This is a genomic window from Enterobacter cloacae complex sp. IR5412, assembly GCF_049237385.1.
GTDB lineage: Bacteria > Pseudomonadota > Gammaproteobacteria > Enterobacterales > Enterobacteriaceae > Enterobacter > Enterobacter intestinihominis.
Genome location: NZ_JBMKHQ010000018.1, coordinates 66,384 through 86,098, shown reverse-complemented (window position 1 = coordinate 86,098; position 19,715 = coordinate 66,384). Strand labels below are relative to the sequence as shown.

Below are 19,715 nucleotides of genomic sequence, written 5' to 3'. Positions count from 1 at the left end.
AGCAGAAGAATTAGCCTGAAATTAAAAGGTCTGAGTCCAATTGAATATCGAACCCAGACCTATGTGCCTCGTGTTTAACTGTCCAACTTTTTGGGGTCAGTACAACCGAGGCCCCTGTATGCTAGTCACATTCAGAGTAGCCTCTTGCCTGCTTAAATGCAAGGAGAAGAAGGCCATTGTTAACACCAAGCTGTAATGTCCCCTTTGAACCATTCTAAAATGTCCCCAGACAATTCTCTGGGGGATTTTTCATGATCAAAGAGACTGTTACGATGAGTCATAAGGAACTCGACCGACTTCACATTATTCAGGAGTCACTTAATCGCCATATTACTCAGGAACAAGCTGCGGCACGCATTGGCATTTCTATTCGGCAGGTTAAACGTCTGGTGCAACGGTATAGAAATGAAGGGCCTTCTGGTCTAGTTTCCCGCCGACGTGGAAAGCGTCCCAATAATTCCTTTTCTACCGAATTCAGAGCAACAGTAATTTCACTCCTCAAAGGCCGCTACGCTGATTTTGGACCTACGCTTGCGTGCGAAAAATTGCGCGAGATACACGGCTTGTGTTTATCCATTGAAACTCTCAGGAAGTGGATGGTAGAGGAGGGCATATGGCGCGAACGTCGTCGTAAGTTTGCCCGAATTTATCAGCGCCGGATGCGGCGCCCATCCTACGGTGAACTCATCCAGATTGATGGCTCGCCTCATGACTGGTTTGAAGGTCGGGGCCCCAAATGCACACTGATAGTCTTTATCGATGATGCTACCAGCGCTCTGATGGCGCTACGATTCGCTCCTGCAGAAACAACCCGGGCTTACATGGAAACCCTCCGGGGTTACCTTAATGATCATGGCGTACCACTGGCTCTCTATTCTGACAGACACAGTATATTCAGAGTAAATAACCCGGAGCGGGAAGGAGAGTTGACTCAGTTCACACGTGCGATAAAGACACTGGGCATCGAGCCAATCCATGCCAACAGCCCGCAGGCAAAAGGGCGGGTAGAGCGTGCCAATCAGACACTGCAGGACAGGCTGGTCAAAGAAATGCGGCTTCAGGGTATCAGTGATATTGAAACAGCAAACGCATGGTTGCCGACCTTTATTGAAGCCTATAACAACCGGTTTGCTACGCCGCCTCGTATTGCTGATAACGCCCATCTTGATGTACACCATTCTGAAGAGGAACTGGGTTATATCTTCAGCCTCCAGGCGAAGCGCGTTCTCTCCAAAAATCTCACTTTCCAGTACAAAAGCAGTGCGTTTCAGATTCGCAGTGAAGGCCGGGGATATCGACTTCGGCATTCGGTTGTCACGGTATGCGAAAGCTTTAACGGTGAAATTAAGGTTCTGTATGATGGGAAAGCGTTGGGATGGGAAAAATATGTTGATGGCCCGGAGCCTATACCACTGGATGATGAAAAAAGTGTCCATGAACGTGTGGATAATGCCCGTTTTGATTTACGCTCAAAATTCTACGTAAAACCTAAAGCTGACCATCCTTGGCTCACGCGCCGCACGCAAAGTAATCAGCAAGTGAAGCCCCCTAAATTACCCAGAAAGAAGGCTGATCCCGATAAAATGGACTGAAACCAGGCGTTATTCAGTTGAGTGCATATCCAGTCATAGGATAGATTCTTACGTAGCGTTTCTGGCGTGCATTTTCGGGTGGTTTGTTACTGTTTTTAACGGGGACACGTCAGAAACGCGCTCAGGCCGTCTGAGCGGTACGCGTAATGCGGCGTTATGGTAAATAGCCTATGCTAATGTCCGCTAAGAGCGAGATATAGTCATTCGTACCCTGAGAATTACACTTTGAAGTGATTCAGGGTATGCGCTTACTGGTTACGAATATTGAGCGAGAATCATGTGATGATCGCCGCTTTTCTTTCGAGCCAGTAGGTGCTCCACGTTCGCTAACGAATACTCAGGGCATGCAGATAAACTGCTGGCTATATTTCTTTCGAAGAGCGTGGAATGCATACCAATCCCCGATAAAAAGGAGTTGGTGATGACTGTGACTAATCAATTTGCTGCGCACGTTGGTCTGGACTGGGCTGATAAAAAACACGATGTCTGTGTTCAGTTTAAAAACGGTGAACGCGTATTCGATGTGATTGAACATACAGCAGAAGCGCTTGATGCCTGGCTTACTGAGTTACACCAGAAAGTAAAAGGTAGAATCGCAATAGCTCTCGAACTGAAGAAGGGCCCCGTGGTATATGCTCTTCAAAAATACCCCTTTATCACCGTTTTCCCCGTCCACGCATTGTCCCTGGCTCGTTATCGGCAAGCCTTCTCGCCCAGCGGCGCTAAAGATGATCCGCAGGATGCCGAGCTGGCATTAGAGTTAATGCTGCGTTACCCCCAGAAGATAAAAGCTATTGAACCCGACAATGCGGATATTCGCTTACTTCAGCAACTGGTTGAGCAACGTCGTCAGTTGGTTGAAGATAAACGACGCTTTGTGAACCGGATAATCAACACGCTTAAACAGTATTATCCTCAGCCACTGGAGTGGTTCTCACATCGGGGTAGCTTACTGTTGTGTGAGCTGATTATCCGGTGGCCCAGTCTGCAACAACTGAAACGAGCCAGACGCGACACGATCCGCAACTTTCTGAATGCCAAAGGTGGTCGCGCTATGGCCCTTACCGAGCAACGTGTTGCGAGTATTGATAATGCGATCCCATTGACTACAGACCCGAGTGTTATAGAGGCTAATGCTTTGATGGCAGCAGCACTGGCGACACAAATTAAAGTCGTGAGTGAAATCATCAAAACCTATGACGAACGAATCGAAACGCTGTTTGACACATTGCCAGATGCGGGGCTGTTCAAATCACTTCCGGGCATGGGACCGTGCATGGGCCCACGGATGCTTGCTGCACTTGGTGATAATCGTGACCGGTTTAACAGCGCTGAAGAAATTCAAAACTACGCAGGTATAGCACCGGTGACCGAACGAAGCGGCCAAAAATCATGGGTTCACTGGCGATGGCAATGTGCCAAGTTCGTCAGGCAGACCTTTGTTGAATGGGCTGCCAAGACGGTTAATTCATCATACTGGGCCAAACTGTATTATCAGGGCCTTAGAGAAAAGGGCAAATCTCATCAGTCTGCGATCCGGGCACTGGCGTTCAAATGGATAAGGATCATTTACCGCTGCTGGAAGGCCAGAACCTGTTATGACGAAGCGAAATATTTGCTGGCTCTCGAAGCGAGACACTCGCCCTTACTGAAGCCATAAAAAGCTTGTCGAATGTCTCAGGGCGTGAAGCGGACATTGCAGACTGCCCAGTAGAAAAAGTGCTATCAGAATTATCTAAAGGAAGATCGTATTTACCATGTCTCATTCTAACTGTTTAATAAATTACAAAAATTAAAATTTCCATTTAATATCATCGCGTTAAGCAAGAGAATTAAACCTCTCATTTAATTTATGATTCTTATTTAATTCATGAGTTGGTGTAAAAATAGGTTGCCGCACTATAGAAAGACACATATTTAAACCCAGCAGGAAATCATATTTGAAAGTAATGTGTTTAAGGGGCTGCGTAACAAGAACAGCAAGTAAACACATAGTAATAACAGTTACCATTCCCATTTCGCAAGTGGCCATATCAGAGGTGAACTAATGCCTGCTGCAATTTTAAGAATTAAGGTTATCCTAATAATTCTTTTGTATGATTAAGATCATCGATAAATTTACTAAGGACTCATTAATGAAATTGCGACTCTGGAATCTATTACCCCATGATTACGCTCCTTTTTTTCGTATTCTTCACATCATTGTGGCATTTCTAATATTATCACAAATTATTAACTCTAATCTGACAGAGACCGAAGCAATTGGTGAACATAGTCTTGAAGGAGTTATAACCTGGATGCACATTATTTCAGGGTTAGGACTGATTATTTGTGGTTTTATTATGTTAAGTTGGATGCTTACTCAAAGAGGTTTTACTTATTATTTTTCATGGGTAGGGCTTGACTTTAGTGGTATTAAGCAAGATATAAAAACGTTGACTAGTTTCCGACTGCCCGATGCACATTCGGGAGGTATTGCCAGTACAATCCAAGGATTTGGAGTTCTAGCATTGCTAATTGTAGCACTTTCAGGTGGCCTATGGTTCTTGTTGAATACCATGCAGTCAAATCTGGCTGAAACAGTAATCCACTGGCATAAGTTCTTTACTACTTTCATTGAGGTCTATTTTTATGCACATGGTGCAATGGGAGTTTTGCATATTTTAATTGAAAAATATAAAAGCCGCTCAGTTAACCTAAGTGACTAATCTGTTGTGAGATAATATTACTTCAAGTTGAAGAAAACCCTAAAAATAAAATTTAGTTTACTAGAAGATGAAACAGCACTTGCAGAGACTTTTTAATTAAATTTAATAAAAACGAAAAAATATTCATGGCGAAATGATTGTTTAATTATCTATCATGGATAGAAATGTGAGTTAGTCGTCCTATTTTAGGAAGTTAATAATGACTAAAACAAAAGGGTTACCTCGTCCGCTGACGCACTACGCTTGGCTTTCCATTGCCACGGCTATTGCCACTATCGGACTCAAAGGTGTGGCGTGGAAAATGACCGGTTCGGTCGGTCTGCTATCTGATGCCATCGAATCCGTAGTTAACCTCGCAGGAGCCCTAATGGCGCTCTGGATGCTGACCTTGGCTGCGCTTCCGGCCGATGAGAACCATGCATATGGGCACGGCAAAGCCGAATATTTCTCGAGTGCTTTCGAAGGATTTCTGATCCTATTGGCGGCAGCCAGTATCGCCTATACCGCAGTTGAGCGGATGTTAACTCCACAGCCGCTTGAGGAGATTGGTCTCGGATTACTGGTTTCAACAGTCGCATCAATCCTTAATTTTGTGACGGCTCGCATTTTGTTAAGGGCTGGCAGGCAGCACAACTCTATCACTCTTGAGGCAGATGCTCATCACCTGCTGACCGATGTCTGGACGTCGGTCGGTGTCATTTTTGGTGTCGGACTGGTTTATCTGACCGGCTGGTTTTGGGTCGATCCGATCGTTGCATTGCTGGTCGCAGCCAACATCGTTTGGACTGGTTATCAGCTTATGAGTCGTTCAGCTGCAGGTCTGATGGACGTATCGCTACCCACGGAAGAACTCAAAAAAATCGAGTCACTGCTGGCAGGATATCGTGAACAGGGGCTTGATTTCCATGCACTACGTACACGCCAGGCTGGCGGGCGGGCGTTTATGACAATGCACATCCTAGTTCCTGGGCGATGGACTGTTCAATATGGGCACGACTGGGCCGAGCGTATAGAGAATGATATCCGCACCGCACTGCCTTTTATCCATATCACCACTCATGTGGAACCGTTGGAAGATCCCGCGTCAATGAACGACCAAACGCTCGACATTTCTGATCACTAAACTAACCACATGTCGCTGGTCGGGCAGGGTAACAAACCTCGCTCTACAAAAATTTCAGGTATTCTCTATAATTCTGAGGGTACTTGATGTGACCTGCGCCCAATTGTTGGGCACGCAATATTTTTAAAAAGTCCGCTTCTGGCACAAAGCGGACAGTGATCACCGTTCTTACGACTACTTTCTGACTTACTTCGTGACTTGCCCTAAGCATGTTGTAGTGCGATACTTGTAATGACATTTGTAATTACAAGGGGTGTAAGACATGGGTAGCATTAACCTACGTATTGACGATGAACTTAAAGCGCGTTCTTACGCCGCGCTTGAAAAAATGGGCGTAACTCCTTCTGAAGCGCTTCGTCTCATGCTCGAGTATATCGCTGACAATGAACGCTTGCCGTTCAAACAGACACTCCTGAGTGATGAAGATGCTGAACTTGTGGAGATAGTGAAAGAACGACTTCGTAATCCTAAGCCAGTACGTGTGACGCTGGATGAACTCTGATGGCGTATTTTCTGGATTTTGACGAGCGGGCACTAAAGGAATGGCGAAAGCTGGGCTCGACGGTACGTGAACAGTTGAAAAAGAAGCTGGTTGAAGTACTTGAGTCACCCCGGATTGAAGCAAACAAGCTCCGTGGTATGCCTGATTGTTACAAGATTAAGCTCCGGTCTTCAGGCTATCGCCTTGTATACCAGGTTATAGACGAGAAAGTTGTCGTTTTCGTGATTTCTGTTGGGAAAAGAGAACGCTCGGAAGTATATAGCGAGGCGGTCAAACGCATTCTCTGAACCAAAGCATGACATCTCTGTTTCGCACCGATGGTGACACTTCTGCTTTGCGTTGACAGGAGAAGAAGGCCATGAAAATGCCGAACCAACCCATTGTTTTGTGCATATTAATAGTTTGTTTAACGCTGTTGATATTCACCTGGCTCACACGAAACTCGCTTTGCGAGTTGCGGATGAAAGACGGAACAAGGGAGGTATCTGCTATCCTGGCCTACGAATCCGGTAAGTAGCTGACAAAGAGGGGGGCAACCCCCTCTTTTCGGGGTGTGGATTAGTATGCCATCGGCACCTTTTGAAAGGGTTTCTCCAGTCGGGGAAACCCTTTTTTCCTCCCGTCTTGTGGCATATAGCCTTTTGTATAAATCAAGAACCAGACCCAAAGAGTCCCACTTCACGCAAACCGTTCAAAAGCCTTAGCGTAATCCAGTCGGGAAAAATTTCACCGGTGCTCGTCCGGGCACGTACCGGAAACAATGGACTTCTCACTGGTCGGTAGCTCATAGAACGTAGCCATTGCGGTCAGTCCTTATTCTGTACCCAGTAGAGTTTTATGGCCGTCTGGCAAATCGTTCAAACATTGTCATTTCTGTTCTCGCTGCATCCGGTCAAATGATACGGTGAATTCAGCTCATGGGCATTCGCATCGCAGTCTACGAAGGCACCAGAAGTTTGAGGATGTTACGCAAAGAACAGTTATCAGGTTTGCTGGTGGGCGTAATGCCTACCTCTACTTTACTTCATAGGGATTCTTCTGCGGGGAAGCAAGAATTGACTCAACGTTGTCCGGTCGTACCAGATTTGTCGCGGAAAGCGCCTTTTTGTGAGGGGGGCCGCAGCGCTAAACCTTTTCCTGGAACGACATGAAGGACAGCAGAGCGTCCGCCCTGGAGGACAGCTCAATACAGTCTCCACGCTGCGGTTCTATCTCTTCGTCAATGGTTTCATTGTACCAAATACGCAGCCGCCATCCCTTCGCAGGGAAAGCGCTCTGCATCGCCAGGACCATCCCCTCCGGCGACAGCAGTTCTCGACAGAGGTAGCAGGCCCCGATCCGGGTTGAATCCCGCAGCCACATTACGGGATACTCTTTAACCAGTTGGTCATACACGCATTCTGCCATATGAAAGTAATTTTCGTCAGCCCTGCAAAAATCACACATTCGATTTCCTTAAATGGTGTTCATCGAGATAATTCAGAAAGTTGATTCGCCAAACTACGGGGCATTTCTTTAATGGCGGAGCTTTACATCACTATTTCTGTCATTTTCAAATCCGCCGGATACAGCAATAATTGCACCGAACAGCGGTTTGAACTGCAATGCATCCGTAGGGTATGCGACAATAATAAGGCTCTTCCCGTACTCTTAAAAATGGAAGAGTTTAAAACCCATACTGCTGGGATGAGCGAAGCACGGTACATTATGCCAGCGTATAAGGGCCGTCATAACTTGTTTTTTTCTAGAACACGGCGAAGTTTTCTTACCTGGGAAGCTGTGGAAAGCGTACCGGTTCGGGGATGGCATGCGCTTGCCTTTTCACCTGGTTTGAGTACATAGGCTAATGCCAGCTCGTTCAGAGCCGCCTCAGCTTTCAACAGGGCCTCAATGGCCGTGTTCAGGTATACAGTTCGGCTCTCATGGTTCATCAGGATTTTCCTCACAAGGGTAAAAATGACAGGCGATACCTGCCGTTTACCCTTTGTCTCCGTTAAGAATGGCATCACGGCAGGCTTCCCAGATTACCTGGGCATTAGCATCACACTCCACGAACCCGCCGCACTGATCGTATATCACCTGGTATACCTCAGGGGGAATCTTCCCAGGCGCAACCGGAGTTGAGCGTTTGCCTTTATGAATCTCATCTGCGGTATCACAGACAGCGTCGAGATGCCGCGACATCCACTCAGATAATTTCAGACCCTCTCGATTTGCCTGTTTTACATAGCGAACCTTTCTGGAAACCGTAGATCGCATCTGAATCTGTGTCACAGCTGGCACATCTTCTTTCATGGCATTCTGTAATGCAGCTTTGGGCTTTTTCATGTTCATGGTTGCTTTAAATTATTCTGGAGTTCGTCTGATATAAATGCTGACGTGATCTGTCAGCGTCGCTTAAATAGTTTATCGCCTTCCGCCAGTTCGCCGTTGAGCTGTTCAATCACGCTCCAGATGAGCCGATCATCCGGCGTTGAGCCTGCACACTCTTTCACGACCGCCACGGGTCTAAATTCTTCAGGGTCTGCCTGCCCGGAGGTGAAGAGCCTGCTCTCAATCCAGTGGGCCCCCTCTGTGCAGCAGTGGCAACTGGTTTCAGGTGGTTCATCCAGACCGTCCACTCCACAGGCTGAGCAGGTGAACAGTTTGCGAGACCCACCAGCCAGTGGCGTATCGCAAGCTGCTGGAAGTGCGCCAGCATTGCGCCAGTACAGCACATGATTTGAATCGTAGCAGTGTCCATGAAGCAGAAGCGAAACGCCGCAACTGCGAGTTTCAATGGCTTTGCCTGTGCCAAGGTATTGCCCGATCTCGTCCCATACGTCCACTAAGGTGTCAGGCAGCGGACGCGTAACAGGGAACTTAGCGCAGTCGTCCGGGGTGCCTTTAATGCAGCAGAGGGCCGAATACGCAAGCTCCTGCATTTCGTAGGAGTACTGACCACATACCACGCGTTCCAGTTTGTCGATTAGTTGTTCTTTATTCATCATACTCAGCCTTATTAAACAAATTCATTACGCCACTGGCACCATCTGGCCGGAGCAGACTGCGGCCCGGTAGTAGAGCCGCAGGGGGTGTCGCTGGACTAACAGGTGCTCAGTGAGTCCCGCACTTCCTCATGACTGGTCATTTTCAGAAGAAGCTTTCCAGGGCAGCGTGGTTCCGCCTGTGAACGGGTGACGTCTTCGTTGATTGCCTGGATATGAGCAGATTCAACGGTCCGACGCTGTACGACATGGTTGCTCAGGTTGAATTCGCACTGGAGCCTTCTGGCATCAGAATCCGCGTTCATTGCAATACGTTCATCAAAGCGGCGGTTCATTCGCAGAGCCTCTTCGTGAGCTGCATCAACAAGGGTGCGTCTGGTGACATAGTCGTTACCAGCAAAAAACGATAGCTGAGCGTGTTCCGAAGAGTAGTCGGAGCTTCCCTTACAACGGGCAATCGCGGCTTCAGAGTGCAGGATTAATGAACTCAACCGTGAACAGACGTCATTGATGGTGCCGGTTTTCAGACAGTCGTGGATAAGTGTCCAGGCGGAAATGCTCAGCGGGCGGCTGGTGATCACATAGGGATTGTAATGATCAACCGTTACGATAGTACGCAGTGAATGAAGCGATTCGGACTGCGTACGTAAGTCACGGCGAACAGTACATGCCACCGAGGCAACATCTTTACATTCTTTGTCGGACATCGAGTCCAGTACGCGGATCTCCACCTCTGCCGCCTTTGAGGCGATATGCGCACTAATCTCACCCTTAAGACGTTTGTAGTCAGCCTTGAAGCTTCCCACGCTGTCAATATCGATCCAGTAACCACAGCTGTAACCAGCATTACCAAACTCGTCATCTTTCTCATAGTTCGGACAGCCGTCATTGCTCCAGCCAGCTTTTTCCAGCAGCTCGTCAATAGCGACCAGCTCAGCCATTGGTGCATGTTCGATAATGAAATAATGGACACGGCCCCAGGCATATGCGCGTGAACGGCCATCAACAGAAGTATCAGAAGTCGTCTGACGGGAAAGTTTCATGAGGTACTCCAGTTCTGCCCGGTACCGCCGGGGCGGTGGTGCGAAAGCCGCACCATGAATGACACTATGATCCTCCTAACTTCTATTGTCAATACAATTGAAGTGGCGTTGTATTTATTCATTATTTGGACCCGGCTCGTACGGAACGACCGTCGGGACTTGCCAATTATTCTGCGGTGAGCAGGGGGAAGGGAACATCCCACCGCTTGTTTCAAGATGTACAGCCAAGGAGGGCGCAGAATGCCTGACAGAATCATCGTGCAGCGGTAGCGAAAGACCTGACAAACGGGAAAAGTATCCTTTTATTCCAAAGCCAACCTCAGCTTTTAATGTCGCCAGTACGTTTCTTAAACATGCCAAATCGGTCTCTTATACGGCCGGATGGGCCCGATGAAAACGATAAAATGAGAAACAGAACCCGACACATCGCTGCTCTCTGGGAAAGCCGGTCAGCAGATGGAGCGCCAGGAACTAAATCCGCTGGTTTTAATAATGATTGAGGAGAACAAGATGAAAGATAACAAGACACGTCCTGTAGACTCGTATGCTCATGCTGATTTCATGGAGTCCGTCTTCAGCAACCTCAGGGCTTTCTGTGATGCGGAATGCCAGCGGCTAACTGCCGGTTATCCCCCAACTGTCAAACCAGAACAGCAAAGCACTGACGGCCAGCTGTCGGCGGCATAAATCATTACCTGCCAGTTCGTTCAAATTTCCGCTTCCTTAAGCCCGGGCCAAAAGCCCGGCTCAATCCAAAAACTGAACGTACCGGTTTACCTCTATATCTCCTCAATCCCCTGCGACTTACAAGAGACCCGCACCGGTTTAGCCATTCCTGTCCTGCCACTCTCTCATCACTGGCCCAGACAACCGGAAAAGTAACTTTTCTCTCCGACTCACCTTCTGAACCAGCTATTTTGCTTAAACGTAAAAACGGCCCACTGTTGTGAAGATTTAAAACGGACGGATCGAGTAGTATTGTCTCAGGAATTTTTTTTAAGAAAAGTTACTTTTTCTTCTGTGCAACCTATTAGAAAAAATGTCGAACCTGGTATTGTTGTGTTGTAGCGCAGTTAAACAACCAACCAAAAGAGAGAACAAAAATGTCCGCAATCGAAACTGAAGTAAAAAACAACAGCAACGAAATCAGCCTTCGTGGTTACCTGGAACGCACTGGTAACGGTGCCCGTAAAGGTAACGGCCTTATCATTGACCCTTCGGTTGTTGTAGAGCAGGAAGGCTTTAACACCCGCACGGCCGGTATGGGCGAGCTCTACTATTCAATGCCTCACGTTGTGGAACACCTGAACAGCCTGGCCGATGCCTACATGGAAGACCCGTTCAGCGTGACGCCTATCGTTGTTCAGATGGTTAATGGCGTACCTGTACTGCGTCAGGGGGCTTGCCGTATCCGTTCCATCGCTATTGCAAACCGCCAGCTGGAAGCAGAAGGGCGTGAACGCATTACTCGTATTCGCTGCGAAGAGTTTCGCGGTAGCGCTTCAAAAGCAGAACTCTTCACCCTGACCGGCAACTCCAACCTGGCGCTGTCTGTCGTAGCTGAAGCGCTTTCAATTAAGCGTCTTGTTGAAGATAAAGAAGAGCCTAAGACCTTTGCGGAACTGGCAAAAAAACGTGGTAAATCAGAGCAGCATCTTCGCCAGATGGTTCGCGTACTGGACCTGCCTTCTGAACTACAGACCATGCTTGTGAGCGATCAGGTGAGCATGTACGTTGCGCTGGACGAGTATATGTACAGCGGTGAGGATGCGGTAGATAACATCAACAAGGCGATCTCCATCTATGGTAAAGCGACGAAAAACACGCTGAAATTCGTCAAAGCTGCCAAGGTAGAAGAGCGCATGGCAGATCCGCAGACTCCGGAAAACTCCGGTGATGAGCAACCGGCAGGTAATGCTACCGTTAACACCCCGGTACCGGATCAACTGAATGATGAAAGCAATACAGAGACGCTGGTTACGCCACCGGTACAGGAACCAGCTCCGGCTCCAAAGGACAGCGCTCCTAAACAGAACCCGGCAGGTAAAGCACCATCCATGTCCAGCGTTCTGAACAAAAAGACCGTGACCGTCATTGCCGACACCGCGATCCCGATTTTTGAACGTATTGCTGAAGAAGCCAAGCTTAAAGAAGGTGAATCTGTCAGCACTGATACTTACACGCTTGTTCTGACCAATGATGAAATGAACGATATCATCAATGCTCATGCTGACCTGAAAGAGTACCTGCGTAAGCATGCTGAGAAGATGAATAAGGGACAGGCATGATTTTCTGACCGACCCCTCCATCCGGACGGGTCGGTAACTTTTTCAGGACAAGGGGAAACAGGGCAATGAAGAAGGCTTTTATCAACGTAGACAAGACTAACCCACTGCCAGTCCTGACGGATTCGGTGACCCGGGTAAGTATTCAGTGCACGGCAAAAGATGAAAACGGGGCAGGGATCGAAGTGAACATCCTCGACCTGATTCAGGATCATGATACGGATGAAGTGAAAGTGCAGTTTGGGAGCTCGCCTGTTCAGGCTCTGGCGATGCTCCGCCGGGTTATGACAGCACTGGAAAAGCAGGCAAATGCAGAACTGCAACAGAATTCCTGCTCGCGTATGCAGTAAACGGTAAAAGCAGAATGTTCCCTACTGGATAAACCCGGTGGACCTCACGGAGAGCAAGTCACCGAATGGTTCACTGTTAAGTGATATACATCCGGATTTATAAGGTTTTGCAGCATCCGAATAGGCAATAAATAGAATTATTTTGATTTATCTCAGCAAGGAAATGGAAAGCTACCAGATTTTAGGATAGCGAAATGCCTGTATCGCTACTCTGCTGAATTAGAAATGATTTTAAACGCAATGCATAATGATAGAATAGCAATGCCTTTAATTATTTGTCACGTCTGAATTATATGTAGACTTACGGAGAGGATATGGTAATTACTTATTCATTATCGGAAACGTTTAATATGTTTTTACGCGAGATTATTGCATCTGGACTTGCAGTTTTTTGCGCATGGTGCGTTTTGTGTCTTTTCTCTGATCAGGAACGAGGTAAAGAGGTTCCTGTTTCTATGAAAAAAATAACTTCAAAGTCAGCTTTCTCCTACTTTATCAGTTCTCAAATTGCCGCTTTTATTATCTCCTTGTTGGGTTCAATCTTAAGCACGAAATGGGACAACATCGTCTGGAATGATGAAATAAGACAGTTTTATCTGCATGTAGGATTTGGGCTGGTAGCTTGTGTATTCTGTCTGCTTGTAATCTTGCATGAGAAATTTATCAAAAGAAATTTAAATGTTTATTCTGGTTATTGTGGTTCACTGGCAGTTAGTCTCACAGGAATCTTTGTACTTTGTGCGTTATATCTGACATTTTCATTACCATTTCATTATGAAGAACGTCTACTTAATGATGCATCCTTGGTGGCTTCGGATGGCGTTGAAAATTCAGTCGTTTTTGCAGACGGTCGTTACTGGGTTTTTGAACTGGGCTTACCATATTTCAAACAGTCATTGCTCAAAGAGGTAAGAAGGGGCAGGTACCAGCTAATCTGCACTACAGAAAAAAAACCAACATGCTGGTCTGGCAAAAAACTTCCCGAAAAACCAACCTCTTTGAAAGCTAGTTCATAAAGATTTAAACTGCTCGCTTAAATCCACACTGGTCCAATTTTGAAAATTTATTGTGTTTTTAAAAGAAATTACAGTGTGGGTTATTAGCCAGTAGGTCGGAGTTTTATATAATACCCAAAAACACAGGAGGTATTATGAAAACCAATCTGGCCTATGCATCTAATTGCTCCGATTCTGTCTACTCCTATATTTATCAGGCACTGCAACAACGCTCTGGTGCCGAGAATGAAAGCCTTTATCAGCAGGCCATTTCCAGCTGCTGCACAGATAAACAAAAAAAGAAACTGGCCGGGTATTATGCCGGTCCATGGCAGCTGCTATTCAACGCGTGGTGTAACAATCGCGTCCCTAACACAGCGGTGCTGGCCCTTTTACTCCAGCAGTGCTTATCTCATTTCCAGTGCGAAGAAGTGATCGCAGCCTGGCAGTAACCCTATCAAGCCCCTTCGTATAGCGGAGGGGCAGGAGATATCTCATGTACAGAAACGACAGAAACGTGGATTCCTTCAACCTGGTTAATGCTCTTCAGCCGGTCTTTCGTAACACCGGCTGTGGGATGTTTGAATATGATCGTAAAAAGCAGAATGAAACCGCTGATTCAATCTTACGAGCGTTGGCGTTAAATGCCGATTTCGCGAGGGCCTTAAAACAGTACGTCCGGATTAATTCTGTACGACGGGTTGTTCAGTTCGATGACGGCTCGGTTCGCTATGGTATTCATGCCGAATTTGAAGGGCATAATAAAATTAATTCCTTCCGTATTTTTAAAGATGAAGATACAGACGCATTTGACTCCTATTTTTATTCGGTTTGCGATAATAAAGCTGAGCTGGTGGATTTTAAAATGGACTCTCTCGATATTCAATTGCAGGCAGTTTTTGAAAAGGTGACAGGTATTTTTCTGTCACATTAAATATTCAAATTTTCAATCCTCGGGCTGATAGACAAAAAACGCACTTTAGAATATAGATGAGATGAATATGAAAAACGTAAATATTTTGGATACCGATATTGCGGCCATTAATGCTCTTTCTGGCGTAGAACTGACTGACTTTCTCACTGCCGGGTATCAGGTAAACTGGTTAGGAGAAAGGGAGGTTTCGCTGGTGGGCTTTCCGTGTTTAGCAAGCAACAAGCAGCCGGTAGAAGTTGGTCCCGGCATTTTCATTAATCGCGTGTACAGCAGAGACAGCCAGTCTCTGAGCGGGAAATTGCGCTATGACCTGTCTAATGGTCTGGCAACGAGTGCATTTTCATTTTTCTCCCAGTCAGGCTGGTATGGGGGATTCCGTGTCGTATCTTTCCGTGACAACGGGCCAGCTGCGTTAATCAACATTGGTATTGTCCATGAGAATGTTTTGAATGCATTTTGTGCTGACTTCCCCCGGGCCAATGTGAGCGTAACCCGTTTTCATTGTGGCATGACGCTTGAGCAGATCCGAATGTTCATTTCAGACACTGCTTACGATATGCCGCTTTATAACAACGAGTCTGACTTTCGCAGGCTCGCCAGTTAGCATGGAGGCTGACTTCAGTGCTTACGCCTAAAAGCCGGTGAGCGAGGTGGCGGAACCGGTTGGCTTCGCCCAGTCTTACTTACTTCTCTCAAGGTACTGCGCTGCAAGCGTACGTAAAAAAAGTAAGTAGCTAAATGGCGTGAGCGATTAGTTCTATACGGGAAGAAGTCATAGTATTCTGAAATGATAGTTATCTCATACGAACGATAGTAATGGAGTTTCTTAATGGGCGTTGATATCTGCTGGCGATTTCAAAGGGAAGAAAAGCCTGGTAAATGGATTAATTTATCAAGCAATTATAAAGGGGACCGATCATATCTCCACTTTGCCTGGCTCGGATTTGATGTAGATCGTGAAAGGGCGAGCACATCAGCAGTTTTTATCCACGCATTACGCGGATTACCTGATGATATACCGTCCGAAGATGATGATTTATTCGGTGAACATTCATACTCATGGCTGACTTCGGAAGAAATTTTGTCAGCCATACCACCCGATAACGCCGGAGAGGTGATCCAGGAATTTGTCGAAGAAGTAAAGCGTCTCCACGTGGAGAACGGCAGCGTCCGTTTCGTCTTTGGATTTGAAGGGTAACCCGTAAGAAAGTAGCTATCTTACCCGGCTAGGTCTCCAATCTCTCAGATGCTCAAAGAGGGCCGGGCATGGTGCCCACACATCCCCTACCATTCCGATTTGATATTCGTCTAATACACCCTTTAAAGAAAACAAGCAGACGGCAATGAGACGTCGGATTAGCGTCAGCAAATATGAGACGTCAGTAGTCGATGTTTGTCCTGCGGAACGTGAATCTGTTTACAAGGGGTAAAGCCGTACCATCCATGAGGGCTCAGAGAGCCGGGGTCTCCTCCAGATCACTGGAAGTTATTGACTCTGGCAGGCCTATCCCTATGACTTTTTCCCGGATGGCAAATTAAGAGCGAACAGGGCCAAATTAGTACTCTTTTCTAAACGGAAATACTGAATCACCCTGATATAACTGGTCTCTCACAAGACAGGAGATCATCAATGGAACGTGTAATATTTTCAGTAATCTTTTTTATGATGCTGGGCGTACCTTTTTACCTTCTTTATAAAATTGCCCGGGACATTTTTGGTACCGCCGGTGCTGGTGAGCCTGCACAATTGCCTCAGGGCAAGCAAAGACGCTCAGGAGGCGCTGGTTCGGGTTCGATCTGGCAAGGACACCATCTACAGGGGAGCAGCCATTTGAACCCCCTCGGAGGTGATTGTAATGGTGAAAATAGCATAGCTGGTGGTTGTGATGGTGGCGGTGGAGGAGGTGACGGAGGTGGTGGTGGTGACTGATAGCCTGCAACTTTAACTATCAGGATGAAACCCATGTCCAGCAACCGGAAAAAGAATTCATTTCAACCGAAAAGCCCTGCCTTAAAGTGAAGCGTATTAAACGTGAAGGATGCTGAATTAGAGGGTATCGGTTTTATACTGAAGCGTAACTGGAAGAAGGATCTGAAATTAACTATTACGGAAAAGTAACTTTCTGACTCACCACGTACGCCCCTCGGTTATGCCATACAGTTTGATACGAAAACAGATCAGTAAGTAGATTGCTATACGCCGGAGAGAAGTCTATTTTTCATGCACCGAACCTGTTTGGCCTGCAATGGAAGCAGGTATAATAATCACATACAAAGGAGGGCATTATGAATACATTTTTATACGTGCTTTTGGCCTGGATTGTTGTGCTTTTTATCGCCAACAAACTGCTCGCAAGACGTAAGCCCAATACGGTTAAAATCCTGGTACAGCGCAACGGGAAAGCCGCAGAGGTTGATGCTGTAGTGGTTCAGGGTTCAAAGAGAGCTAACAACAGTTCTGTTGCGGACAGCGACGCGGTAGATAGTTATTTTGAAATGAATCCTTACTCCCGCGAAAACCAGGCGAATGGTTGGGCTATGCTGGCCAGAGACGATGACCAGCTTAAATAATCAGTTGAGTGTGATGTGTAAAGCAGCTTAAAACTCTAAATGGACGAACAGGGGAGGTGACAAAGATGACAACCAATACAACAACGACCACCTACCGCTCAGAAGAAATCGTGCCGTTCAGACGGCCCAAAGGGGATCTGGATAGTCGGTATATGCCTCAGGTGTATGCAATGGTGCGGAACTGGGCAAGTAACCCTGCTCAATATGGTGAGGGTGTACTGGCCTCCTACCGCCAACCGGCAGTAAACCTTGCCTACCAGGTAAAAGGAACTCGTGTTGTTTTAATTCTGGTACCAGTAGAGTGCGAGCCACCTGGAGTGATAATGACGGAAACAGTCCTGTGGCCGTCACTATCACTTGTAGAAGTCTTGCAGACCTTGCAGGAGGCCTGGCAAAATATTCCGGCGTTAAACCCCTGACGACTTCTGTCAATATCACCGGCTAGTGATTTACCTCTCTGCTGGTGGTCAGCCCGCCTAAGTTCAAATTATCTCTTTCTAAATTAGCCCGGATAAAAATCGGTCCCTCTAAAATAGCCTGCCCTGAGTAGGCTACGTCATACAAAGCGTTGGCCAGTCACCAGCTGGCTGGTGGCCATAATGCTCCACAGGATAAACCGTATCAGAACTACGCAAAGAAAAAGCCCCAACAATTTACCGATGGGGCCTTTTGCAGACATTTTACAGCCTTACCAATGATAGAGCGCTAAGGCTTCTGCTTAGTGAACAGACTTGCCCACAGATAATGGATAAAGTTGAGCAGAATGTATGTTACTCGTTGCTCGAATTTCATCGGGGCTTTGTACTTTGTCGTTATGTTATGAATATGAGTAAGGTCCGTATAGAGCCCTGGCGACTTCCTTGTTGACTTCAACACCGAACAGATGTGCTGAACAGACTCCGGTGTGAACAACCGTAGCCCTCGTCGTTGTTTGACTTTATGGATAAAATCGTCCATCCCCATACATAACCATTCCGGCTTGATGCCATCAAACTTACAACGTCCGTTTATGATGACGACATTGATACATTCCAGTTCTCTAGCCTTAAGAGCAGACTGAATAGCCCTGATGTGCCCCTGGTTTTGCTTAAACGGGTTCTGCAACTTGAGGGTTCGGGACTGAGTCCATTTCCGCCAGTGGCTTTCCTCCAGAGTACCGTAGAGCTTGCCTACGTAGTTTTTCTGCTCTATGACGTATATACCATGTGGGGCTACGAGAATGTGATCAACCTGCGTAGTGCTATGAGCCGACAACTGAAAGGTGAGATCACTAAGTAGCCCCTGAGCTTCTTCAGGAAGCCCAGATTCAATTGCCTTTGCAGTCCGCCGTTCCGCTATGGCAGAGGTCATAAATCCCAACAGACACAGCAACACGACGAAAATAAGGATAATGAAAGCTACCCCCGTAATGCTCCACAGCAGATTGAAAGCATCCATGTTACCTCACAGAGGGGTAGCTGGTGGCATTAACAGATTCTACTAAGCGGGTAGTGGTACCGGTAAGGCTCTCAATATTTGAAGACAGGCTCATCAGCATGCCGAGTGCAGAACGGAGATTACGATGAGGCTCATTGTAGTTTTTGAACGTGTCAGTGGAGTACATTTTTGAAAGACGTGTACGGATCTCTACTGACGTAAGATCTCCATCCACCAGGCCGTACTTAACTGCCTGAGGTGTTGGCCATACACGGCCTGAATAGAGAGAAACAGCATCGGCATCATGACGCGAGAGAAGCTTTTTACCCCGTCCAAGTTCAACATCAGTTATAAATTTTTCATGCATCGTGTTCAGGATCTCCTTCTGCATGAACTCCCTCGTTGAATCGGACAATGGGTGGAAGGGGTCAAGAGCATCTTTGAACTCACCGGCCGTAAGGGGCTCATTCTTGACGCCTACTGTGCTCATGATCTCTGACAGATTCCAGTGGTCCATACGCACACCGATAGAACCGATCAGGGCATTACTGTCGGCATAAATTGCATCAGCGGGCGATACCGCGTAATAGCATGCGGATGCGCATATGCCTTTCACACTAACGATGATTGGTTTATATGAGTCTGCGATATCAGAGAAAAAACGACCGGTACCGCTGGAGAGTACTTCGAGGGAGTTTTGCTTCGACCGTGCTTCATCGCCACGTTCTGTGCTCCCGGTTTTGTTACTCTTGTCAGCGGCTACAGATGAAAGAGAGCCACCGGCATCTGATACGCGTTCAATCTGTGGCTGGTGGTTTTTAAGCGCGTTTATCTGGCGGTAAATAATGATGGCGTCAGAGGGACCACCACCACCTGACTCTGCCTCGATAATAACTGCTTTGGCATGGGGATTATTGTAAGCTTTGGCAAGAGCTGTTGCGATCACTGTTCCATCGCCCGTTTCCGAGCCGGTACCCATCTCGCCAGAAATCCGTATTACAGCTATATGGTCTTTCTTCCCTTCAGCGTCCTGCCATTGTTCGTAAAGATTGTAGAAAGAAAACCCTACAGCGGTCATGGCAATTAGCGACATAGCAACTTTTGCCGTGGTATGAATGCGAAACATCTTATAAAAACGGTCAGCGTTATCATTGAGCGATTCTTTGATATTTGTAGGGGACTTCCTTTTTTTACTGCTTAACATCTGAC

The 19,715-nt window shown here is 46.9% G+C and carries 26 protein-coding genes and 1 pseudogene; 19 read left to right on the top strand and 8 right to left on the bottom strand.

Annotation, left to right across the window (positions count from 1 at the left end):
* The 5 genes from ACOTX2_RS22800 to ACOTX2_RS22780 form a co-directional block, all read left to right on the top strand.
* Window positions 1-78, top strand: a 78-nt coding sequence (locus ACOTX2_RS22800) for an IS3 family transposase (protein WP_323053678.1), incomplete at its 5' end; no start/stop codon positions are given.
* A gap of 173 nt (window positions 79-251) precedes the next feature.
* Window positions 252-1,592, top strand: a complete 1,341-nt coding sequence (locus ACOTX2_RS22795) for an ISNCY family transposase (RefSeq protein WP_000589001.1) — start codon at window positions 252-254, stop codon at window positions 1,590-1,592.
* Window positions 1,593-2,013: 421 nt separating this feature from the next.
* Window positions 2,014-3,252 carry an IS110-like element ISEsa2 family transposase gene (locus tag ACOTX2_RS22790; RefSeq protein ID WP_000219087.1) on the top strand — a complete coding sequence of 413 codons (1,239 nt, stop codon included), beginning with the start codon at window positions 2,014-2,016 and terminating at the stop codon, window positions 3,250-3,252.
* Window positions 3,253-3,727: 475 nt separating this feature from the next.
* Window positions 3,728-4,300, top strand: a complete 573-nt coding sequence (locus ACOTX2_RS22785; protein ID WP_001515348.1) for a cytochrome b/b6 domain-containing protein — start codon at window positions 3,728-3,730, stop codon at window positions 4,298-4,300.
* 199 nt (window positions 4,301-4,499) lie between these two features.
* A complete protein-coding gene (locus ACOTX2_RS22780) occupies window positions 4,500-5,423 on the top strand; it encodes a cation diffusion facilitator family transporter (RefSeq protein WP_000167917.1) in 924 nt (307 codons plus the stop codon).
* A gap of 121 nt (window positions 5,424-5,544) precedes the next feature.
* Here the strand turns inward: ACOTX2_RS22780 and ACOTX2_RS22775 are convergent.
* A pseudogene (locus ACOTX2_RS22775) lies at window positions 5,545-5,661 on the bottom strand (hypothetical protein); the annotation flags it as partial.
* A 24-nt stretch (window positions 5,662-5,685) separates the two neighbouring features.
* On the opposite strand from ACOTX2_RS22775, the gene relB reads away from it, so the two are divergent.
* From relB to ACOTX2_RS22760, 3 genes are all read left to right on the top strand, one after another.
* Window positions 5,686-5,925, top strand: coding sequence for a type II toxin-antitoxin system antitoxin RelB (gene relB / locus ACOTX2_RS22770; RefSeq protein ID WP_000534858.1), 240 nt, complete (start codon window positions 5,686-5,688; stop codon window positions 5,923-5,925).
* Complete coding sequence (gene relE / locus ACOTX2_RS22765; protein WP_000323025.1) at window positions 5,925-6,212, top strand: type II toxin-antitoxin system mRNA interferase RelE; 288 nt, start codon at window positions 5,925-5,927, stop codon at window positions 6,210-6,212. The genes relB and relE overlap by 1 nt, the downstream gene beginning before the upstream one ends.
* Before the next feature lie 71 nt (window positions 6,213-6,283).
* Window positions 6,284-6,442 carry a type I toxin-antitoxin system Hok family toxin gene (locus tag ACOTX2_RS22760; protein WP_001447866.1) on the top strand — a complete coding sequence of 53 codons (159 nt, stop codon included), beginning with the start codon at window positions 6,284-6,286 and terminating at the stop codon, window positions 6,440-6,442.
* Between the two features lie 608 nt (window positions 6,443-7,050).
* Here the strand turns inward: ACOTX2_RS22760 and ACOTX2_RS22755 are convergent.
* From ACOTX2_RS22755 to ACOTX2_RS22735, 5 genes are all read right to left on the bottom strand, one after another.
* Entirely contained in the window at window positions 7,051-7,371 is a 321-nt protein-coding gene (locus ACOTX2_RS22755) for a hypothetical protein (RefSeq protein ID WP_000332796.1), read from the bottom strand.
* Between the two features lie 281 nt (window positions 7,372-7,652).
* On the bottom strand, window positions 7,653-7,856 hold the full coding sequence (locus ACOTX2_RS22750) for a hypothetical protein (RefSeq protein WP_001015183.1): 204 nt from the start codon (window positions 7,854-7,856) through the stop codon (window positions 7,653-7,655).
* 46 nt (window positions 7,857-7,902) lie between these two features.
* Entirely contained in the window at window positions 7,903-8,253 is a 351-nt protein-coding gene (locus tag ACOTX2_RS22745) for a hypothetical protein (protein ID WP_000743059.1), read from the bottom strand.
* 59 nt (window positions 8,254-8,312) lie between these two features.
* Window positions 8,313-8,912 (bottom strand): hypothetical protein, encoded by a 600-nt coding sequence (locus tag ACOTX2_RS22740; protein ID WP_001031420.1) that lies wholly within the window; start codon window positions 8,910-8,912, stop codon window positions 8,313-8,315.
* Between the two features lie 98 nt (window positions 8,913-9,010).
* Entirely contained in the window at window positions 9,011-9,955 is a 945-nt protein-coding gene (locus ACOTX2_RS22735) for a DUF5417 domain-containing protein (protein ID WP_000778029.1), read from the bottom strand.
* Between the two features lie 510 nt (window positions 9,956-10,465).
* Between ACOTX2_RS22735 and ACOTX2_RS22730 the strand changes: the two genes are divergently transcribed.
* The 11 genes from ACOTX2_RS22730 to ACOTX2_RS22680 all read left to right on the top strand — a co-directional run bounded on the left by ACOTX2_RS22730 (window position 10,466) and on the right by ACOTX2_RS22680 (window position 17,509).
* Window positions 10,466-10,642, top strand: a complete 177-nt coding sequence (locus ACOTX2_RS22730) for a hypothetical protein (RefSeq protein ID WP_001371930.1) — start codon at window positions 10,466-10,468, stop codon at window positions 10,640-10,642.
* A gap of 416 nt (window positions 10,643-11,058) precedes the next feature.
* On the top strand, window positions 11,059-12,243 hold the full coding sequence (locus tag ACOTX2_RS22725; RefSeq protein WP_001272971.1) for a hypothetical protein: 1,185 nt from the start codon (window positions 11,059-11,061) through the stop codon (window positions 12,241-12,243).
* Between the two features lie 65 nt (window positions 12,244-12,308).
* Window positions 12,309-12,590, top strand: coding sequence for a hypothetical protein (locus tag ACOTX2_RS22720; protein ID WP_000708863.1), 282 nt, complete (start codon window positions 12,309-12,311; stop codon window positions 12,588-12,590).
* A 314-nt stretch (window positions 12,591-12,904) separates the two neighbouring features.
* Window positions 12,905-13,606: a hypothetical protein gene (locus ACOTX2_RS22715; protein WP_000237191.1), complete on the top strand. Its 702-nt coding sequence runs from the start codon at window positions 12,905-12,907 to the stop codon at window positions 13,604-13,606.
* A gap of 134 nt (window positions 13,607-13,740) precedes the next feature.
* Window positions 13,741-14,037: a hypothetical protein gene (locus tag ACOTX2_RS22710; protein ID WP_000856246.1), complete on the top strand. Its 297-nt coding sequence runs from the start codon at window positions 13,741-13,743 to the stop codon at window positions 14,035-14,037.
* 44 nt (window positions 14,038-14,081) lie between these two features.
* Window positions 14,082-14,519, top strand: a complete 438-nt coding sequence (locus ACOTX2_RS22705) for a hypothetical protein (protein ID WP_000286108.1) — start codon at window positions 14,082-14,084, stop codon at window positions 14,517-14,519.
* 67 nt (window positions 14,520-14,586) lie between these two features.
* A complete protein-coding gene (locus ACOTX2_RS22700) occupies window positions 14,587-15,123 on the top strand; it encodes a hypothetical protein (RefSeq protein WP_000800251.1) in 537 nt (178 codons plus the stop codon).
* 225 nt (window positions 15,124-15,348) lie between these two features.
* Window positions 15,349-15,717 (top strand): hypothetical protein, encoded by a 369-nt coding sequence (locus tag ACOTX2_RS22695; RefSeq protein WP_000537761.1) that lies wholly within the window; start codon window positions 15,349-15,351, stop codon window positions 15,715-15,717.
* 432 nt (window positions 15,718-16,149) lie between these two features.
* Window positions 16,150-16,449, top strand: a complete 300-nt coding sequence (locus ACOTX2_RS22690) for a hypothetical protein (protein ID WP_000442693.1) — start codon at window positions 16,150-16,152, stop codon at window positions 16,447-16,449.
* Between the two features lie 356 nt (window positions 16,450-16,805).
* On the top strand, window positions 16,806-17,090 hold the full coding sequence (locus ACOTX2_RS22685; protein WP_001091367.1) for a hypothetical protein: 285 nt from the start codon (window positions 16,806-16,808) through the stop codon (window positions 17,088-17,090).
* A 65-nt stretch (window positions 17,091-17,155) separates the two neighbouring features.
* Window positions 17,156-17,509, top strand: a complete 354-nt coding sequence (locus ACOTX2_RS22680) for a hypothetical protein (RefSeq protein WP_000210769.1) — start codon at window positions 17,156-17,158, stop codon at window positions 17,507-17,509.
* 286 nt (window positions 17,510-17,795) lie between these two features.
* Here ACOTX2_RS22680 and ACOTX2_RS22675 read toward each other — a convergent pair whose 3' ends face one another.
* Both ACOTX2_RS22675 and ACOTX2_RS22670 read right to left on the bottom strand, forming a co-directional pair.
* Window positions 17,796-18,527 (bottom strand): nuclease-related domain-containing protein, encoded by a 732-nt coding sequence (locus ACOTX2_RS22675; protein WP_000338612.1) that lies wholly within the window; start codon window positions 18,525-18,527, stop codon window positions 17,796-17,798.
* 1 nt (window position 18,528) lies between these two features.
* Complete coding sequence (locus ACOTX2_RS22670) at window positions 18,529-19,710, bottom strand: S49 family peptidase (RefSeq protein ID WP_000952985.1); 1,182 nt, start codon at window positions 19,708-19,710, stop codon at window positions 18,529-18,531.
* Window positions 19,711-19,715: the final 5 nt, after the last annotated feature.

Excerpts from the sequence above, each read along its gene's own strand:
- ACOTX2_RS22795 (WP_000589001.1), top strand. The coding sequence starts at position 252 with ATGATCAAAGAGACTGTTACGATGAGTCATAAGGAACTCGACCGACTT.
- ACOTX2_RS22790 (WP_000219087.1), top strand. The coding sequence starts at position 2,014 with ATGACTGTGACTAATCAATTTGCTGCGCACGTTGGTCTGGACTGGGCT.
- ACOTX2_RS22785 (WP_001515348.1), top strand. The coding sequence starts at position 3,728 with ATGAAATTGCGACTCTGGAATCTATTACCCCATGATTACGCTCCTTTT.
- ACOTX2_RS22780 (WP_000167917.1), top strand. The coding sequence starts at position 4,500 with ATGACTAAAACAAAAGGGTTACCTCGTCCGCTGACGCACTACGCTTGG.
- relB (WP_000534858.1), top strand. The coding sequence starts at position 5,686 with ATGGGTAGCATTAACCTACGTATTGACGATGAACTTAAAGCGCGTTCT.
- relE (WP_000323025.1), top strand. The coding sequence starts at position 5,925 with ATGGCGTATTTTCTGGATTTTGACGAGCGGGCACTAAAGGAATGGCGA.
- ACOTX2_RS22760 (WP_001447866.1), top strand. The coding sequence starts at position 6,284 with ATGAAAATGCCGAACCAACCCATTGTTTTGTGCATATTAATAGTTTGT.
- ACOTX2_RS22755 (WP_000332796.1), bottom strand. The coding sequence starts at position 7,371 with ATGTGTGATTTTTGCAGGGCTGACGAAAATTACTTTCATATGGCAGAA.
- ACOTX2_RS22750 (WP_001015183.1), bottom strand. The coding sequence starts at position 7,856 with ATGAACCATGAGAGCCGAACTGTATACCTGAACACGGCCATTGAGGCC.
- ACOTX2_RS22745 (WP_000743059.1), bottom strand. The coding sequence starts at position 8,253 with ATGAAAAAGCCCAAAGCTGCATTACAGAATGCCATGAAAGAAGATGTG.
- ACOTX2_RS22740 (WP_001031420.1), bottom strand. The coding sequence starts at position 8,912 with ATGAATAAAGAACAACTAATCGACAAACTGGAACGCGTGGTATGTGGT.
- ACOTX2_RS22735 (WP_000778029.1), bottom strand. The coding sequence starts at position 9,955 with ATGAAACTTTCCCGTCAGACGACTTCTGATACTTCTGTTGATGGCCGT.
- ACOTX2_RS22730 (WP_001371930.1), top strand. The coding sequence starts at position 10,466 with ATGAAAGATAACAAGACACGTCCTGTAGACTCGTATGCTCATGCTGAT.
- ACOTX2_RS22725 (WP_001272971.1), top strand. The coding sequence starts at position 11,059 with ATGTCCGCAATCGAAACTGAAGTAAAAAACAACAGCAACGAAATCAGC.
- ACOTX2_RS22720 (WP_000708863.1), top strand. The coding sequence starts at position 12,309 with ATGAAGAAGGCTTTTATCAACGTAGACAAGACTAACCCACTGCCAGTC.
- ACOTX2_RS22715 (WP_000237191.1), top strand. The coding sequence starts at position 12,905 with ATGGTAATTACTTATTCATTATCGGAAACGTTTAATATGTTTTTACGC.
- ACOTX2_RS22710 (WP_000856246.1), top strand. The coding sequence starts at position 13,741 with ATGAAAACCAATCTGGCCTATGCATCTAATTGCTCCGATTCTGTCTAC.
- ACOTX2_RS22705 (WP_000286108.1), top strand. The coding sequence starts at position 14,082 with ATGTACAGAAACGACAGAAACGTGGATTCCTTCAACCTGGTTAATGCT.
- ACOTX2_RS22700 (WP_000800251.1), top strand. The coding sequence starts at position 14,587 with ATGAAAAACGTAAATATTTTGGATACCGATATTGCGGCCATTAATGCT.
- ACOTX2_RS22695 (WP_000537761.1), top strand. The coding sequence starts at position 15,349 with ATGGGCGTTGATATCTGCTGGCGATTTCAAAGGGAAGAAAAGCCTGGT.
- ACOTX2_RS22690 (WP_000442693.1), top strand. The coding sequence starts at position 16,150 with ATGGAACGTGTAATATTTTCAGTAATCTTTTTTATGATGCTGGGCGTA.
- ACOTX2_RS22685 (WP_001091367.1), top strand. The coding sequence starts at position 16,806 with ATGAATACATTTTTATACGTGCTTTTGGCCTGGATTGTTGTGCTTTTT.
- ACOTX2_RS22680 (WP_000210769.1), top strand. The coding sequence starts at position 17,156 with ATGACAACCAATACAACAACGACCACCTACCGCTCAGAAGAAATCGTG.
- ACOTX2_RS22675 (WP_000338612.1), bottom strand. The coding sequence starts at position 18,527 with ATGGATGCTTTCAATCTGCTGTGGAGCATTACGGGGGTAGCTTTCATT.
- ACOTX2_RS22670 (WP_000952985.1), bottom strand. The coding sequence starts at position 19,710 with ATGTTAAGCAGTAAAAAAAGGAAGTCCCCTACAAATATCAAAGAATCG.